The organism is Brachybacterium sp. ACRRE, from assembly GCF_022346485.1.
In the GTDB taxonomy this organism is placed as follows: Bacteria; Actinomycetota; Actinomycetes; order Actinomycetales; family Dermabacteraceae; genus Brachybacterium; species Brachybacterium halotolerans.
Window position 1 is genome coordinate 1 of the sequence record NZ_JAKRMO010000048.1, and the last position, 13,999, is coordinate 13,999.

Sequence of the window (13,999 nt, forward strand, 5' to 3'; positions counted from 1 at the left end):
GGGGCCGGGCCGGCGGACGGCGCCGCGGTGCGCGAGATGCTCGCGCACCGTGGCGGGCGTCACTGGGTGCTGCCGACCCCGACGAAGCTCAGGCCGGTCAGCGACGTGGGCTCGAAGCCGACGAGCGTGCTCGGGTCCCAGGCCGAGGGGGCGTTGCGGTGGAAGAGCGGGTAGAGCGGGACGTCGTCCGAGATGGCGTCGAAGGTCTGCTGCCACAGGGCCTTCTGCTTGTCCTCGTCGGTCTCCGACATGGCCTCCTTGAGCAGGTCGGTGACCTTCGCGTAGCCCTCGGAGCCCTTCCAGTGCATGCGGGTGTCGGTCCAGGTGTCGGCGAAGTACCACCAGCGCATCAGCAGATCGGGGTCGTCTCCGAACACCGAGGGATCGCCGGGGGCGATCACCACGTCGTAGGCGTCGGGCTTGCCGTCGATCGAGTTGTAGACGTCCGCGGACTGCTTCTCGGTGAACTCGACCTTCACACCGGCCGCCTCGAGGGACTGCTGGATGATCGGCGTGCACTGCTTGACCCAGTCGTGGTCCGTCGCCATCAGCCGGAAGCTCGTGAGGCCGGTCTCCTGGAACAGGGACTTCGCCTTGTCGAGGTCGAGCGAGTAGACCGTGGACGCCTCCTTGTAGTCCGGGTGGTCCTTCTGGACGAAGCAGGTGGCCGCCTCGGCCTGGCCGGACAGTCCGTCCTCGATGACCTTCTCCATGTCGATCGCGTACAGGAGCGCCTGGCGGTTCTTGAGGTCGTGGAAGGGGTTGTCCTCGCTGTTGTTGAACATCGCGAACAGCAGCCCGAACCCGAGCGGGGACTCGACGGTCGCCGAGCCCTTGAGCTGGTCGATCGAGAGGTAGGGCACGGAGTCGATCGCCTGGGCGGTCTTGGACTGCATGGCGTTGGTGCGCGTGGAGGCGTCGGGGATGATCTGCCAGGTCATCTTCGCGGCCTTCGCGGGCTGGGGGCCGTTGTACTTCTCGAAGCGCTCGAACTCGACCTTCTTCGAGGCGGCGCCGTTGTCGGTCATGGAGTACGGCCCGGAGCCGACGGGCTTCGCGTCGAAGGCCTTGGGGTCCTTCTCGACCGCGGCCTTCGGCACGATCTTCACGACGCTCAGGCGCTCGGCGAGGATCGCGACGGGGTGGGCGAGGGTGAACGTCACCGTGGTGTCGTCCTTCTTCTCGACCTTCTCGATGAAGTCGATGAAGCTCGCGTACAGCGAGGCGTTGTCGGGGTCGAGCACGCGCTCGAAGGAGAAGACGACGTCGTCGGGGGTCACCGCGCTGCCGTCGTGGAAGGTCGCGCCGTCACGGAGGGCGACGTCGACGCTGGTGCCGTCGCTCGAGGGGATCTCGGAGGCGAGAGCGGCGTAGACCTTGCGGGTCACGGGGTGGAGCTCGGTGAGGCCCTCGAGCGTGTGCCAGTTGACGGCGACCGTGAGCGCTGCGCTCGTGGTCATGGGGTCGTAGCCGTTGGTGCCGAGCTCGTAGGAGATCGCGGCGGAGATGGCGCCGTCCTCCTTGGCCTGCGTCGCCGCGGCGCCCCCGGAGTCCGAGGAGGCGTCCTCGCCGTCGCGCGGAGCACAGGCGGCGACGGCGCCGACGATGCCTGCGGCGGCGGTGAGGAGCCCTGCGCTCCTGAGCAGACTGCGGCGGGTGGTCTTCGTGGTCATGATCGGTGCGTCCCTTCGGGTGGGAGTGCTCGGCCGGACCGGATCGGTCCGAGGCCCAGGGCTCCGGGTGCGTGCAGACGGCTGCGTCCTCGCCTCCGGCGTCCCGCGCATCGAGCGGAATCTTAATCAGACGTCTGATGTCCGATGTTCTAGCGGTACTCTAGACCCCGATGCCAGTGGATCGACGCGGGTTACCGAACCGTGACCCGGATCGCATCATGGATGCAGGACCGCGATCGCGCGGTCCTCGTGAGGGAGGAGAGCGCATGCGCCGGAACGACGCGGGCGGGGACGTGGTGGCCCGGATCAAGGATCTGATCCTGCGCTCAGGGCTGCATCCGGGGGATCCGATGCCCACCGAGGCGCGGCTCGTCGAGGAACTGGGAGTCGCGCGCTCCTCGGTGCGCGAGGCGATGCGCACCCTGTCGTCCCTGGACATCGTGGAGGTGCGCCACGGCCACGGAACGTTCGTGGGCAGGATGTCGCTCGCCCCGCTCGTGGACGGACTGCTCTTCCGCGCGCGCCTCAACGACGGCAACGACCTGCGCACCCTGCGCGAGGTCGTCCAGGCGCGGATCGCCCTGGACCTCTCGATCGGGCAGCGGCTCGTCGAGGCATGGCGCGACGAGGACCTCGCTCCCGCCCGTGCCGAGGTGGAGCGGATGCGGGCCGCGCACGCCGCCGGCCGCTCCTTCGCCGACGCGGACCAGGCGTTCCACGCGGCCGTGCTCTCGAAGCTCGGCAACGAGCTGATGATGCAGCTGGGCGATGCGTTCTGGCAGGTGCACACCTCGGCGCTCCCGCTTCTGGACGTGCCTCCCGCCACGGACATCCGCCTCACCATCGAGGCGCACGACGCGATCGTCGATGCCCTCGAGGCGGGCGACACGGCGGCGTACGAGAAGGCGGTGCGCGCGCACTACAGCCCGCTCGAGCGGAACCTCACCGCCTCCGAGTGAGGCCCGCCCGACGGGCTTGCATGAGTGCGCGGTCGCCGCAAGCTGCCGCGGTCGACGCGACCTGCCGCGGTCGCGGTGCTCAGCTCGGGCTCGACCCCTCGTGCGCTCCTTCGCGCCGCGCATCGCCGCTCATGCTGCCGATGCTCGCCGCGGGGGTCGCCTCGTCGTGCCAGCGCAGGAGCGCGCCGATCCCGTCGACGAGGACGTCGGAGCCCGCGGTGTCCTCGCGCAGCGCGCTGATGCCGGCGTCGGTGCGGATGGCGCTGAGCAGCAGGCGCTCGACGTCCGGGCAGGGGCGTCCCGAGACCAGCAGCAGCTCGTCGACCTGGCCGCGATCGAGCACCTGGGCGACGTCGTCCGCGCTGGTGGCGGCGGCGCCGTCCCGGCCGCTGGCCTCACGGAACCGTGCGAGCAGGTCCTCCTCGTGGTGGGCGATGAAGTCCCGCGTCACGCGGACGACCTCCTCGCGGAAGGCGGGACGGTCCAGGCTCTTGCCGCGGGTGCCGCCGGGCACCTCGTACAGGCGCTCGAGGGCCTCCTGGCCGAGCTCCGCCTTCAGCAGTGCGCTCGAGCGCACGTCGCCGGTCAGCAGCACCATGTCGGGCCGCTGCTCGCGCACGATCCGCTCCACGGTGCGCGCGACCGCCTCGGCGTTGCGCTCCCAGGAGTCCTCGACGCGGGCCTCGAGGTTGCTCGCGCGCCAGCCGTGCTGGCCACCGCCGCCGAGGCTCGCCTTGTGCAGCTCGTCGTGGCCGCCGTCGACGCTCGCGTCCTCGCCCAGACCCTCGCCGTGCCTGCTCAGGGACGGGGCGTCGGGCGCGCGCAGGCGCAGATCGGCGCCGGCGCGATCGACCTCGATGAGGAGCTGGGTGACGGCGAAGGGCGTGAGCTCGAGGAGGGGCAGCAGCTCGGGCTCGTCGCCGAAGTGCGCGGACTCGTGCAGGGGCGGCACGGGCAGCACGCGGTCGACGACGATCTCGTCGCCCGCGGCGATCACGGTGCGTCCGTGGCGCCCTCCGAGTGCCGATGGGGTCAGCAGGGTCTCGCCGATCCGGTCGAGCAGCGGGGCAGGGGCGCCGGCCGCGGCGAGCTGGTCGCGCAGACGGGCCCAGCGGGCCTCGATCTCGGTGACGGCCTGCGGATCGAGCCGCGTGGTGTCGAGGTGGACGGAGACGTAGGGACCCTCGTTCTCCAGTGCGGACCTGAGCCAGGGAAGCTTCACGTGTACCTCCTGCATCGGCGGTGACGGCGCCCGGAGCCTGACGGCTTCAGCGCCGTGCGGGTGCCGCCACCTTTCCACGGCGCGCAGGGTGCCGCAACCGGTTCCCGCGAACTGCGCGGAGGCGCGCCCCACGGCGCTGTGCGCTGGGATGTTGAGATGTCCGGATGTTCCGGAACGGCGCCGGGACCCCGTCAGTCGCGGTCCTCGACGGCGTCCTCGAGCTCGTCCTTGGTCATCGACGACCTGCCCTCGACGCCCTGTCGCCGGGCATCCTCGTAGAGCTGGTCGCGGGTGCGCCCCTGCGGTCCCTCGTGGGAGTGCCTGCCGCCGCGCTCGGACGGGGACTCGTCCTCCGTCGAGGTCGACGAGGACTCGTCCGCCTCGCCCTCCTGGGCGCGGGTCTTGTTGACCGTGCGGGCGGCGATCTCCTCCGCGGTCTCCTCGGAGCGGCCCTGCTCCTGGACGCTGTCCTTCACGTGCTGGTACTGGCGCTCGCGCTTCTCGCTCCATGCCTCGGGCATGACGGCCTCCTCGTCGGTGCGGATCGTCCGCGCCCGATCGCCCGACCGGGCGCGGACCACACTACGCCCGAGGATTCTGCGTGAGCGCGCTCGCGGCGTCCGCGTCAGCGCGCGGCCGACGTCCCGCGACGCTCGGAGCGGGACGCCCCGCTCTTGCGCATGCTCAGGGTGAACAGGGCGATCACGGCGACGAGGATCAGCAGGCCCACGACCACGTGCAGCCAGACCACGCCCATCTCCGCGATGCCGATCTGGATGAGGGCGAGCACGGCGACGGAGATCGCGTGCATCATCAGCCCCTTGTTGCCGCTGCGGCGCGACCACAGCACGGCGCAGACCGCGGCGGCGAGGGTGTCGAGGAAGAGCACGTAGCCGAGCGTCTGGTGGAGCGGGAACACGCCGCCGAGGCTGCCCAGGATCCCCAGGCCCAGCAGGGTCTGCACGATCGCGATCAGCGCGCTGCTGCCGGCGGTCAGGCGCAGGGCGTTCAGCACGGGATCGGCGGGTGCGGACGGCGCAGGGGCGGAGGGCGAGGACGCGTTATTCGACATGGTGTCAGCATAACTGCGGCGGACGTCCCGCGGACCGCCCCGTGCACGCTCAGCGGGTGCTGTCCCACACCTCGCGCCAGTCACGGGCGAGGGTGTCGATGTTGGCGTGGGCGTTGAGCCCGCTCGGCTGCGGCACCACCCACAGAAGCGACTGCTCGGGCCAGTCCTCGACGTCGGCCGGAGCCTGCAGTCCGAGCTTCGCCCGGGGCAGGCGGAAGGCGGTGCGGTAGGCGGTGATGCCCGCGATCGCGACGGAGCGCGGTCGCATCTCGCGCACCCGCTCGACGAGCCGCCGCCCGCCCTCGTGCAGCTCCTCGCGCGCGAGCTGGTCGGCGCGGACCGTGGCGCGGCCGACGAGGTTCGTCAGGCCGATGCCTCGGCCGAGCAGCTGCTGCTCGTCCTCCTCGGTGAGTCCCGCGGCGCAGTCGACCTGGTGGTCGGTGAGGCCAGCGCGGTGCAGGGACGGCCAGAACCTGTTCCCGGGGCGTGCGAACGGGGCGTTGACCGCGGCGGTCCAGAGCCCGGGGTTGATGCCCACGATGAGCATGCGCAGGGGCGACGGGTCGCCCGGTCCGGGCAGGATGTCGTCGACGCCGTGCGGGTCCGTGGTGGAGACCTGTGCGAGGTCGTCCTTGGTGGGACGTCGGCCTCCGAGGGGCGAGGGGCGGCGGGAAGTCATCCTGGCACTGTATCGATCCGCGGCGGATCGCCCGGATCGGACGACGGCTCGTCCGTCGGGACGTCGTCGCCCCGCAGCCCGTCGGCCCGGAGCCCGTCGGCCCGGATCCCGACGGAACGGACCTCGGCTGCTCGGACCCTGCCGGCCTCGACCGGGTCCGACAGCCCCGCCCGGCGGCCCAGCAGCGCCCAGGGCAGGGTCATGAGCGCCCAGACCACCGCGATCGCGATCGCCTCGACGAGGAGGTACGAGGGCCACGGGCCCATCACATCCAGCAGGCTCGGTCCCGCGGGCGCGTGGCTCAGGTACCCGTAGTTCGCGCCGGTCAGCGCATTGCCGATCATCGCGATCAGCGCCCACAGCACGGTCGCCCCGTAGGCGAAGCCGAATCCTCGCCAGGTGGGGCGCATGCGCAGGCCCCACACCAGGACCACGGGGATCAGCACTCCCGCGCCGTGGGCGATCCAGTACTCCGCGAACTCGAGAGGCGGCCACACGAAATAGTTGACGTCCGGCGTGAGCACGGACTGCATGTTCAGGGTGAGGCCCCAGTAGTAGGTGATGACCACGAGCCGCCGCGCGCGGGTGATCAGGGCGAGCGGCCCGATGAAGCGCAGCACGTCGGAGAGATGCAGGGGGAGCGACTCGTCGACGTCCCACGCCCATGGCATGAAGCCCCACAGCGTCCACAGGATCGAGTTGGCCAGCAGCGCCCAGCCGAGGATCCGCAGCCGGCGCTCGACGACGGGTGCGTCACCGCGGCGCACGACGATCACCGCGAGGACGCAGAGCACCGCGATGACCGCGAGCACCGTGAGGTGCTGGGCGCCGTAGGGCGTCATGTGCCCCAGCAGGGGCGCGTCCGCGCTGTCCACACCCGCAGGGTAGACCGGCGCGGACGCGGGGCAGCGGATGCCGCGGGCGGCGCCGCCTCAGGCGGCTGCGGGCGCCCCGGCCTCAGGCGGCCGCGGCCTCGCGGCGCACGCGCCGGGCATGCTGCTCCTTCAGCACGGTGACCAGGGCCGCCGCGAGGAGCGTGCCGATCAAGATCGCGAGCACGTACCCCCACACCGGGCTGATCGCGAAGAACACGAAGATGCCGCCGTGGGGAGCCTGGGAGCCCACTCCGAACGCCATGGAGAGCGCGCCGGTGACCGCGCCGCCGGCCATCATCGAGGGGATGACGCGCAGCGGGTCGGCCGCGGCGAAGGGGATCGCGCCCTCGGAGATGAAGGAGGCTCCCAGCAGCCAAGCCGTGGTGCCGTTCTCGCGCTCCACCTGCGTGTACAGCGAGCGCCGCACCGCCGTTGACAGCGCCATCGCCAGCGGCGGCACCATCCCGGCGGCCATCACCGCGGCCATGATGTGGAAGGACGCCTCGGTCCCCTGGGAGAGCCCCGCGGTCGCGAACAGGTAGGCCGCCTTGTTGATGGGGCCGCCCAGGTCCACGCACATCATCAGCCCCAGGATCACGCCCAGCAGGATCGCGGAGGTGCCGCTCATGCCGGTCAGCGCGTTCTGCAGGGCCTCCATCACCCAGGCCAGCGGGCGGCCGAGCACGAGCAGCATCGCTCCGGCGACGATCCCCGAGGTCACCAGCGGGATGATCACCACGGGCATCAGCCCGGCGAGCCAGCGCGGCGGGCGCAGCGAGGCGAGGCCCAGGGCGATGAGCCCGGCGAGCAGGCCCGTCACCAGTCCGCCCAGGAAGCCCGCGCCGACCGTCACCGAGATCGCCCCGCCGATGAAGCCGGGGGCGATGCCGGGGCGTCCGGCGAGGCCGAAAGCGATGAAGCCCGAGAGCGCCGCGACCAGGAAGCCCATTCCGGCGCTGCCGATCGCGAAGGCGACGGCGCCCAGGTACAGCAGCAGCCCGGCGCGCGAGGTCATCTCCTGCCCGCTCGCGCCGTCGTAGCTCAGGTGCCCCGGCAGGTTCGTCAGCGAGTTCCCGGTCGCGACGTCCTGCGCGACATAGGAGACGTCGAACCCGCCCAGCAGGAAGCCGAGGGCCATCAGCAGGCCGCCCGCGGCGACGAACGGGATCATGTACGACACGCCCGTCATCACGGCGGCCTGGATCCGCTTGGGCCAGGAGACCGCGGCGGCGGAGCTCGCCCCGGCGCCGCCCGAGCCGCTCGAGGCCTCCGTGGTCGCGTCGTCGGCCCCGGCGGGGACCTTCCGGGCGCGGGGATCGCGGGCGGCCGCGACGGCCTCGTCGACCATCTCGGGGCCGTGGGAGATCGCGCGCTTGACCGGGTGCTCGATGACCGGCATCCCCGCGAAGCGCTCGCGTCCCGAGATGTTGACGTCGGCCGCGACGATGATCGCGGAGGCCTCCGCGATCTGCTCGGAGGTGAACGGCGTGATGCCGCCCGATCCCTGCGTCTCCACGTGGAGGCGCACGCCCTTCTCCGCGGCGGCCGTCTCGAGGGACTCGGCGGCCATGTAGGTGTGGGCGATGCCGGTCGGGCACGAGGTGATCGCGAGCAGCACGGGGGAGTCCTCGGCAGCCGCGGACGGGCTCTGGGAGGCGGCGTCCTCCGGTGCGTCGGTCGCCGTCCCATCCGAGGGCGCGGGCGCGGGCGCGGGTGCGGATGCGGATGCGGAGTCTCCGGCCGATGACGACGCTGCGGATGCGGGCTCGGGCTCGGGCTCGATCACTCCCATCACCAGGTCGGCGGCCTCCTGGGGCGTCGCGGCGGAGCGCAGCGAGGCGAGGAACTCCGGGCGCACCAGGGCGCGCGAGAGCTGTGCGAGCAGCCGGAGGTGCTGGTCGTCGGTCCCGGCGGGCGCCGAGATGCCGATCACGAGATCGGCCGGCCCGTCGGTGGATCCGAAGTCGACCGGCTCGGTGAGCCGCAGCAGGCCGAGCGCCGCCTCGTGGACGGCCTCCGTGCGGCAGTGGGGGATCGCGAAGCCGCCGGGCATGCCGGTCGCGAAGGACTCCTCGCGGGCCAGCAGCCCGGCCTCGAGCCCGTCGCGGTCCGAGCGTCCGGTCGCGGCGATCAGGTCGGCCATCTGGCCGATCACCGCAGACTTGTCTCCCGCAGGCTCGACGTCCAGGTGGACGAGGTCCGCGGTCATGAGGGGTTCTGACATGGCCAGCTCCTTCTTCGGAGGGCCCGGCATCGCGCCGGGCGGGGGTCATCGGTCGTCGGCGGTGGGCCGACGTGACGTCGGGACGGGTGTCCGGTGGCGTCGTGCGGATCAGAGGGCCCGCACGGCATCGGGTCGGGCGACGACCTGATCCGGGCGGGGGATGGTGGTGCCGGGCAGGGCGACGGCGGCGCTGCCGTAGGCGACGGCGCGGGCGAGCGCCGTGGGGGCGTCCTCCCCGCGGCTGCGGGCGAGCAGGAACCCGGCGGTCGCGCAGTCTCCCGCGCCCACCGTGGAGACCACGCGGGTGGGGCCCGCGGGGCAGAACCAGGTGCCCTGGGAGCTCGCGAGCAGGGCGCCCGCACCGCCGAGGGTCACCAGGACTTCCCTGACGCCCTGTGCGCGCAGGTCCTGGGCGGCCTCGCCCACGGGGCCCAGCTCGGCGGCGTCCAGATCCGTGCCCGCGCCCTCGAGGGCGTCGAGGGCGGCGGCATCCAGGCCCGTGAGCTGCGCGAGCTCGAGCGCATTGGGCTTGAGCAGGTCCGGGGCGCACGTCGGGTCCTCGCCCCAGGCGGCGGCGAGTGCGCGCAGCGGGCCGTCGGAGGTGTCGACGCCCGCCCATGCCCCGTGCTCGTGCAGCACCCGGACCATCCGCGCGTACCAGTCCTCCGGGAAGCCGGGCGCGAGGGACCCCGAGAGCATCACCGTGTGCGCGAGCGACCGCTCGCCGGTGGGTGCGCTCTGGCCGCGCGGACCACGGGGTGCGCCATCGCCGATCCCGGTGAGCAGGGCGGACTCGAGGGCCTCCAGCTCGGTGGGGGAGATCCGGGCGCCCGGTTCGTTGAGCTTCGTGGTGACGGTGCCGGAGGCGGCGCCGAGCGCGTCGGGGCTCTCCGCGGACCCGGTGTCATCGGCGCCGCGGGCGGTGCCTGCAGTTCCTGTGCTGCCGCTGGTCCCCGTCTCCTCGAGCGGTGAGAGCACCGTGAGATTGGTGCGCACGGCGCCGTCGACCGGGGAGGTGCGCAGCGGTGCGTCGGCGGCCTCGAGAAGTGCCCGATAGGGGTCATCGGCCCCGACCGGCACGAGCGCCTCGACCTCGGCGCCGGCGAGGTGCAGGGCGCGGGCGACGTTCACGCCCTTGCCCCCGACCTGCGTGGACTCCCGGACGATGCGGTGCACGCCGCCCGCGGAGAGCGGAGAACCCAGGAGGACCGTGCGGTCCAGCGAGGGGTTCGCGGTGAGCGTGCGGATCATGCGACCACCACCTCGGTGCCGGCGTCCTCGAGCTCGGAGCGCAGCGCCTCCGGCAGGTCGGAATCGGTGACCAGGGCGTCGATGTCGCCCGTGCGGGCGAAGGCGACGAGCTGGCGGACCTGTGCCTTCGAGGAGTCCGCCAGCAGCACGCGCAGGCCCGCGCGCTCGACGATGGCGCTCTTCACCGCGCCCTCCTCGGGATCGGGGGTGAACAGCTCCGCGCCGTCGAAGCCGTTGCATCCCAGGAACGCGACCTCGGGGCGCAGCCGCGCGAGAGCGGAGACGGTCTCCGCGCCGACGCCCGCACCGGTGCCGGGACGCAGACGCCCGGGGAGCACGTGGACGGGCGGACCCGCGAGCCCCAGCGCCGCCTGCGCGACGTCGAGCGCGTGGGTGAGCACGGGCCCGGTGCGCTCGGCGAGATGGGGGACCAGCGAGAGGGTCGTGGTGCCGGCGTCCAGCAGCACGGAGGCCTCGGGATCCGTGGGGAGCAGCGCTCGCGCCGCATCGGCGATCCGTCGCTTGGCCTGGGTGTTCGTGGTCCGACGGGTATCGAGGTCCGGCTCCGCGTCGCGGGTGCGGCGGGCGATGGCGCCGCCGTGCACGCGGGCCAGCAGGCCTCGCCGCTCGAGGTCGTCGAGGTCGCGCCTCACGGTCTCGGTGGTCACGTCGAAGCGCTCGGCGAGGTCCGAGACCGTCACGCGGCCGGACTGCTCGAGCGCGTCGAGGACCTGGCGCTGTCGCTCCTGGGCGTACATCACATCACCTGCGTCGTCGGAGGGCGGGACACCGGGAGCTCGGGACTGCTCCTGGAGGTGAGCCACACACTAGAACATGAACCCAAGGAAAACAACATTGAAGTGTGTGGGTTGCTGTGGTGGGCGCGCAGTCGCCGCGCTCGGCCCTTCCGGCGCGGGCGGTAGCATCGGGGCACCCCCGCACGATCCGTCCCAGGAGCCCAGATGTCGCAGGCCTACCACGCCGATTCCTCCGATCTCGTGACGAAGGAGGTCCTCGACTGGGAGCTGTTCGGGACCGCGTCCCGGGAGCTCGCGCAGACCATCGCCGACTCGGGCTTCGATCCCGAGATCGTGATCGCGGTCGCGCGCGGAGGCCTGCTGCCCGCCGGCTCGCTCTCCTATGCGCTCGGCCTCAAGCTGGCCGACGCGATCAACGTCGAGTTCTACACCGACGTCCACGAGACCCTGCCGGATCCGGTCCTGCTCGCCCCGATGCTCGACACCGAGTCGATCCAGGGCAAGCGCCTGCTGGTGGTCGACGACGTGGCGGATTCCGGGCGCACCCTCGCGCTCGTGCTCCAGCTCCTGCGCGAGCAGGGCGCGGACGCCCGCAGCGCGGTGCTCTACGCGAAGTCCGCCTCGGTGGTCGCGCCCGACTTCGTGTGGCGGCGCACCGACGAGTGGATCGTCTTCCCGTGGTCGGCCGAGCCGCCCGTCACGCCCGCGACGCAGGCCTGATCACCCGCGCGCCCGTCCCGGGTCGCGGGTCCCTCGGGGCTGCGGGTCCCGCCGGGGCGTCAGCCCCGCGGGCGCCGCACCGTCGAGGGGCCGCTCTGGCGCCAGGTGCGGTCGAGCGCCGTCACCGCGTACCAGCCGCGTGCATCCGCGCCCGCGTGCGTGAACTGCTGTGCGCTCTCGTCCTCGTCGGCCCGCACCACGGCGACGAGGCTGCGTGCGTCCTCGAGGTCCCGGCTCGTCACGTGCGGTGAGCGCAGGCGCCAGATCGCGAAGCTGGTCGCCTCCCCGCTGAAGCGCAGCGTGACGCCCTTGCGCGAGGCGCGCACGGACTGCAGGTAGGGCGCGGCGGGCGCCGTCCCCTCGACGCTCTCGATGACGGGGACGATGGCCGGGTGCGCGAAGCGCTCGCGCACGAGCTGCTTCACCGCTCCGGTCTCGTCATCGCGCATGCTCGTCGCGCTGAAGTACACATAGCCCTGGACGGACCCCAGGTCACGGCCCAGCTCCACGTGCTCGGAGAGCTCGCCGGGGTCCTCGAAGGTGCCGTCGACCGCCTTGTAGGCCGCTTCGCCCACGAACAGCGCCACGTCGGAGTCCTCCGCGAGGTCCGCCCACCAGCGCACCAGGGTGTCGTAGTCGGCGAGCTCGTGGCCGATCTGCCAGTAGATCTGCGGGTTGATGTAATCGACCCAGCCCTGCTGGACCCAGCGCCGGGAGTCGGCGGAGATGATCTCGTACGACTCCGATCCCGCGGTGTCCGACCCCGCGGGATCGCTCGTGGAGTTCCGCCAGATGCCGAACGGGCTGATGCCGAAGCGCACGTGCGGCTTCTCCGCGCGGATCCTCTCGTGCATCTCGCTCACCAGCAGGTCGACGTTCTCCCGTCGCCAGTCCTCGATCGAGGAGGCCCCGTCGCCATGGCGCTCGAAGGTCCCGGCGTCCGGGAGCTCCTCGCCCTCGACCGGATACGGGTAGAAGTAGTCGTCGAAGTGCACGCCGTCGACGTCGTAGCGGGAGACGGCGTCCATCATCGCGTCCTGCACGAAGGCGCGGACCGCGGGGACGCCCGGGTCGTAGTAGAGCTTGCCGCCGTAGGCGAAGGACCAGTCCTCGTGGGCGCGCGCCGGATGGTCCTCGACGAGGTCGGCGGGGTCGTCGCTGGTCATGGAGACCCGGTAGGGGTTGAACCAGGCGTGGTACTCGAGGCCCCGGGCGTGGGCGGCGTCGATCTGGAAGGCGAGCGGGTCGTAGCCGGGGTCCTCGCCCTGAGTGCCCGTGAGCCACTGCGACCAGGGCTCGAAGGGGGAGGGCCAGAAGGCGTCGGCGGTGGGGCGCACCTGGGAGATGACGGCGTTCATACCGAGCTCCTGCGCCAGGTCGAGCCAGTCGAGGTACTCGCGCTTCTGCTCGTGCGCGCTCAGCCCCGCCTTCGAGGGCCAGTCGATGTTGTCGACCGACGCGATCCACAGGGCGCGGAACTCGCGCACCGGGGCGGTGCTCCGCCCCTGGCCGTGTCCGTGACCCGGACCGGTGCCGTGCCCCTTGCCGTGGTGGCCCGCGCCGAGTCCGCCGGGGGCTGCGGAGCCCCCGGCCTGCGCGGATCCCGCGCCGAGGGCGAATGCCGCACCACCGGCGGCGGCGCCGGTGGATGCGCGGAGCAGAGAGCGGCGGGCGAGGGGTTCCACGGGGCCTCCTGGGGCGGGAGAGGGGAGCGCGAGCCCGTGCGCGGACCGGCGGGCCGATCGCGCGCAGGGGACGGGTCTCGAGCGCGCCCCACGCTTCCATGTCCGCGTCTCCGTGGCAAGCGTCACACGCGGCACGCCGTCGGCCACGCGTTCCGCCACGAGCGCACGGGGCTTCCCCCGGCGCCCGCCAGGTGCCAGTGTGGGGCGCATGAAGATCACACTCATCGGAGGACATGGCAAGGTCGCGCTGCTCGCCGAGCCGCTGCTCGTCGAGGCGGGGCACGAGGTGCGCGCGGTCATCCGCAATCCCGACCAGGTGGCCGACATCGAGGCGACCGGAGCGGGAGCCGTCGTCATCGACATCGAGCGACTGGACGAGGAGGGCTGGAAGGATCTCATCGCGGATTCCGACGCTGTCGTCTGGGCGGCCGGCGCCGGCGGCGGGGATCCCGAGCGCACCTACGCGGTGGACCGCGACGGTGCGATCGCCTCGATGGACGCCGCCGCACGCGCGGGCGCCCGCCGCTACGTCATGGTCAGCTACTTCGGCGCCGGGCCGGACCACGGGGTCGATCCCGACAACGGCTTCTTCGCCTACGCGGAGTCCAAGGCCGCGGCCGACGAGCACCTGCGCGGCACCGACCTGGACTGGACGATCCTCGGCCCCAGCGGCCTCACCCTCGAGGAGCCTAGCGGCCGGATCGACGTCGAGGCCACCGAGAGCGGCACGGTCAGCCGCGCGAACGTGGCGCAGGTGATCGCCGAGGTCATCGACCGCCCCGAGACCTTCGGCCGGTTCGTGACGTTCAACGACGGGCAGACCCCGATCGCCGAGGCCGTCGCGGGGGTCTGACCCTCACCACGACCAGAACCCGTCGGGA

General features: G+C 72.5%; 13 protein-coding genes. 3 read left to right on the top strand and 10 right to left on the bottom strand.

Annotation, left to right across the window (positions count from 1 at the left end):
* Window positions 1–59 precede the first annotated feature (59 nt).
* Window positions 60–1,673: an ABC transporter substrate-binding protein gene (locus tag MHY49_RS13450; protein WP_239204880.1), complete on the bottom strand. Its 1,614-nt coding sequence runs from the start codon at window positions 1,671–1,673 to the stop codon at window positions 60–62.
* Between the two features lie 266 nt (window positions 1,674–1,939).
* Between MHY49_RS13450 and MHY49_RS13455 the strand changes: the two genes are divergently transcribed.
* Entirely contained in the window at window positions 1,940–2,632 is a 693-nt protein-coding gene (locus MHY49_RS13455; RefSeq protein ID WP_239204881.1) for a FadR/GntR family transcriptional regulator, read from the top strand.
* A 79-nt stretch (window positions 2,633–2,711) separates the two neighbouring features.
* On the opposite strand, the gene MHY49_RS13460 is transcribed toward MHY49_RS13455, so the two are convergent.
* From MHY49_RS13460 to MHY49_RS13495, 8 genes are all read right to left on the bottom strand, one after another.
* Window positions 2,712–3,854 (bottom strand): hypothetical protein, encoded by a 1,143-nt coding sequence (locus MHY49_RS13460; RefSeq protein ID WP_239204882.1) that lies wholly within the window; start codon window positions 3,852–3,854, stop codon window positions 2,712–2,714.
* Between the two features lie 191 nt (window positions 3,855–4,045).
* Window positions 4,046–4,375, bottom strand: a complete 330-nt coding sequence (locus MHY49_RS13465) for a plasmid stabilization protein (protein WP_239204884.1) — start codon at window positions 4,373–4,375, stop codon at window positions 4,046–4,048.
* Between the two features lie 104 nt (window positions 4,376–4,479).
* Window positions 4,480–4,926 carry a hypothetical protein gene (locus tag MHY49_RS13470; RefSeq protein ID WP_239204886.1) on the bottom strand — a complete coding sequence of 149 codons (447 nt, stop codon included), beginning with the start codon at window positions 4,924–4,926 and terminating at the stop codon, window positions 4,480–4,482.
* A 49-nt stretch (window positions 4,927–4,975) separates the two neighbouring features.
* Window positions 4,976–5,605: a mismatch-specific DNA-glycosylase gene (locus MHY49_RS13475; protein ID WP_239204888.1), complete on the bottom strand. Its 630-nt coding sequence runs from the start codon at window positions 5,603–5,605 to the stop codon at window positions 4,976–4,978.
* The gene (locus MHY49_RS13480) at window positions 5,602–6,480 is read right to left on the bottom strand and encodes a TIGR02206 family membrane protein (protein WP_239204890.1); all 879 of its coding nucleotides are present in this window, start codon (window positions 6,478–6,480) and stop codon (window positions 5,602–5,604) included. The genes MHY49_RS13475 and MHY49_RS13480 overlap by 4 nt, the downstream gene beginning before the upstream one ends.
* A gap of 82 nt (window positions 6,481–6,562) precedes the next feature.
* Window positions 6,563–8,704, bottom strand: coding sequence for a fructose-specific PTS transporter subunit EIIC (locus MHY49_RS13485; RefSeq protein WP_239204892.1), 2,142 nt, complete (start codon window positions 8,702–8,704; stop codon window positions 6,563–6,565).
* A gap of 108 nt (window positions 8,705–8,812) precedes the next feature.
* Window positions 8,813–9,955, bottom strand: a complete 1,143-nt coding sequence (locus MHY49_RS13490) for a 1-phosphofructokinase family hexose kinase (RefSeq protein ID WP_239204894.1) — start codon at window positions 9,953–9,955, stop codon at window positions 8,813–8,815.
* Window positions 9,952–10,713 carry a DeoR/GlpR family DNA-binding transcription regulator gene (locus tag MHY49_RS13495; protein WP_239204896.1) on the bottom strand — a complete coding sequence of 254 codons (762 nt, stop codon included), beginning with the start codon at window positions 10,711–10,713 and terminating at the stop codon, window positions 9,952–9,954. Before MHY49_RS13495 ends, MHY49_RS13490 begins: the two co-directional genes overlap by 4 nt.
* A gap of 204 nt (window positions 10,714–10,917) precedes the next feature.
* Between MHY49_RS13495 and MHY49_RS13500 the strand changes: the two genes are divergently transcribed.
* Entirely contained in the window at window positions 10,918–11,433 is a 516-nt protein-coding gene (locus MHY49_RS13500; RefSeq protein ID WP_200501749.1) for a phosphoribosyltransferase, read from the top strand.
* 59 nt (window positions 11,434–11,492) lie between these two features.
* Here the strand turns inward: MHY49_RS13500 and MHY49_RS13505 are convergent, their stop codons facing one another.
* Window positions 11,493–13,118: a family 10 glycosylhydrolase gene (locus tag MHY49_RS13505; protein ID WP_239204898.1), complete on the bottom strand. Its 1,626-nt coding sequence runs from the start codon at window positions 13,116–13,118 to the stop codon at window positions 11,493–11,495.
* Between the two features lie 208 nt (window positions 13,119–13,326).
* Between MHY49_RS13505 and MHY49_RS13510 the strand changes: the two genes are divergently transcribed.
* A complete protein-coding gene (locus tag MHY49_RS13510; protein ID WP_200501747.1) occupies window positions 13,327–13,971 on the top strand; it encodes an NAD(P)H-binding protein in 645 nt (214 codons plus the stop codon).
* Window positions 13,972–13,999: the final 28 nt, after the last annotated feature.

Bases quoted from the DNA above. Each gene is read 5' to 3' on its own strand.
- MHY49_RS13490 (WP_239204894.1), bottom strand. From the start codon at position 9,955: ATGATCCGCACGCTCACCGCGAACCCCTCGCTGGACCGCACGGTCCTC.
- MHY49_RS13485 (WP_239204892.1), bottom strand. From the start codon at position 8,704: ATGTCAGAACCCCTCATGACCGCGGACCTCGTCCACCTGGACGTCGAG.
- MHY49_RS13455 (WP_239204881.1), top strand. From the start codon at position 1,940: ATGCGCCGGAACGACGCGGGCGGGGACGTGGTGGCCCGGATCAAGGAT.
- MHY49_RS13500 (WP_200501749.1), top strand. From the start codon at position 10,918: ATGTCGCAGGCCTACCACGCCGATTCCTCCGATCTCGTGACGAAGGAG.
- MHY49_RS13465 (WP_239204884.1), bottom strand. From the start codon at position 4,375: ATGCCCGAGGCATGGAGCGAGAAGCGCGAGCGCCAGTACCAGCACGTG.
- MHY49_RS13475 (WP_239204888.1), bottom strand. From the start codon at position 5,605: ATGACTTCCCGCCGCCCCTCGCCCCTCGGAGGCCGACGTCCCACCAAG.
- MHY49_RS13510 (WP_200501747.1), top strand. From the start codon at position 13,327: ATGAAGATCACACTCATCGGAGGACATGGCAAGGTCGCGCTGCTCGCC.
- MHY49_RS13470 (WP_239204886.1), bottom strand. From the start codon at position 4,926: ATGTCGAATAACGCGTCCTCGCCCTCCGCCCCTGCGCCGTCCGCACCC.
- MHY49_RS13450 (WP_239204880.1), bottom strand. From the start codon at position 1,673: ATGACCACGAAGACCACCCGCCGCAGTCTGCTCAGGAGCGCAGGGCTC.
- MHY49_RS13495 (WP_239204896.1), bottom strand. From the start codon at position 10,713: ATGTACGCCCAGGAGCGACAGCGCCAGGTCCTCGACGCGCTCGAGCAG.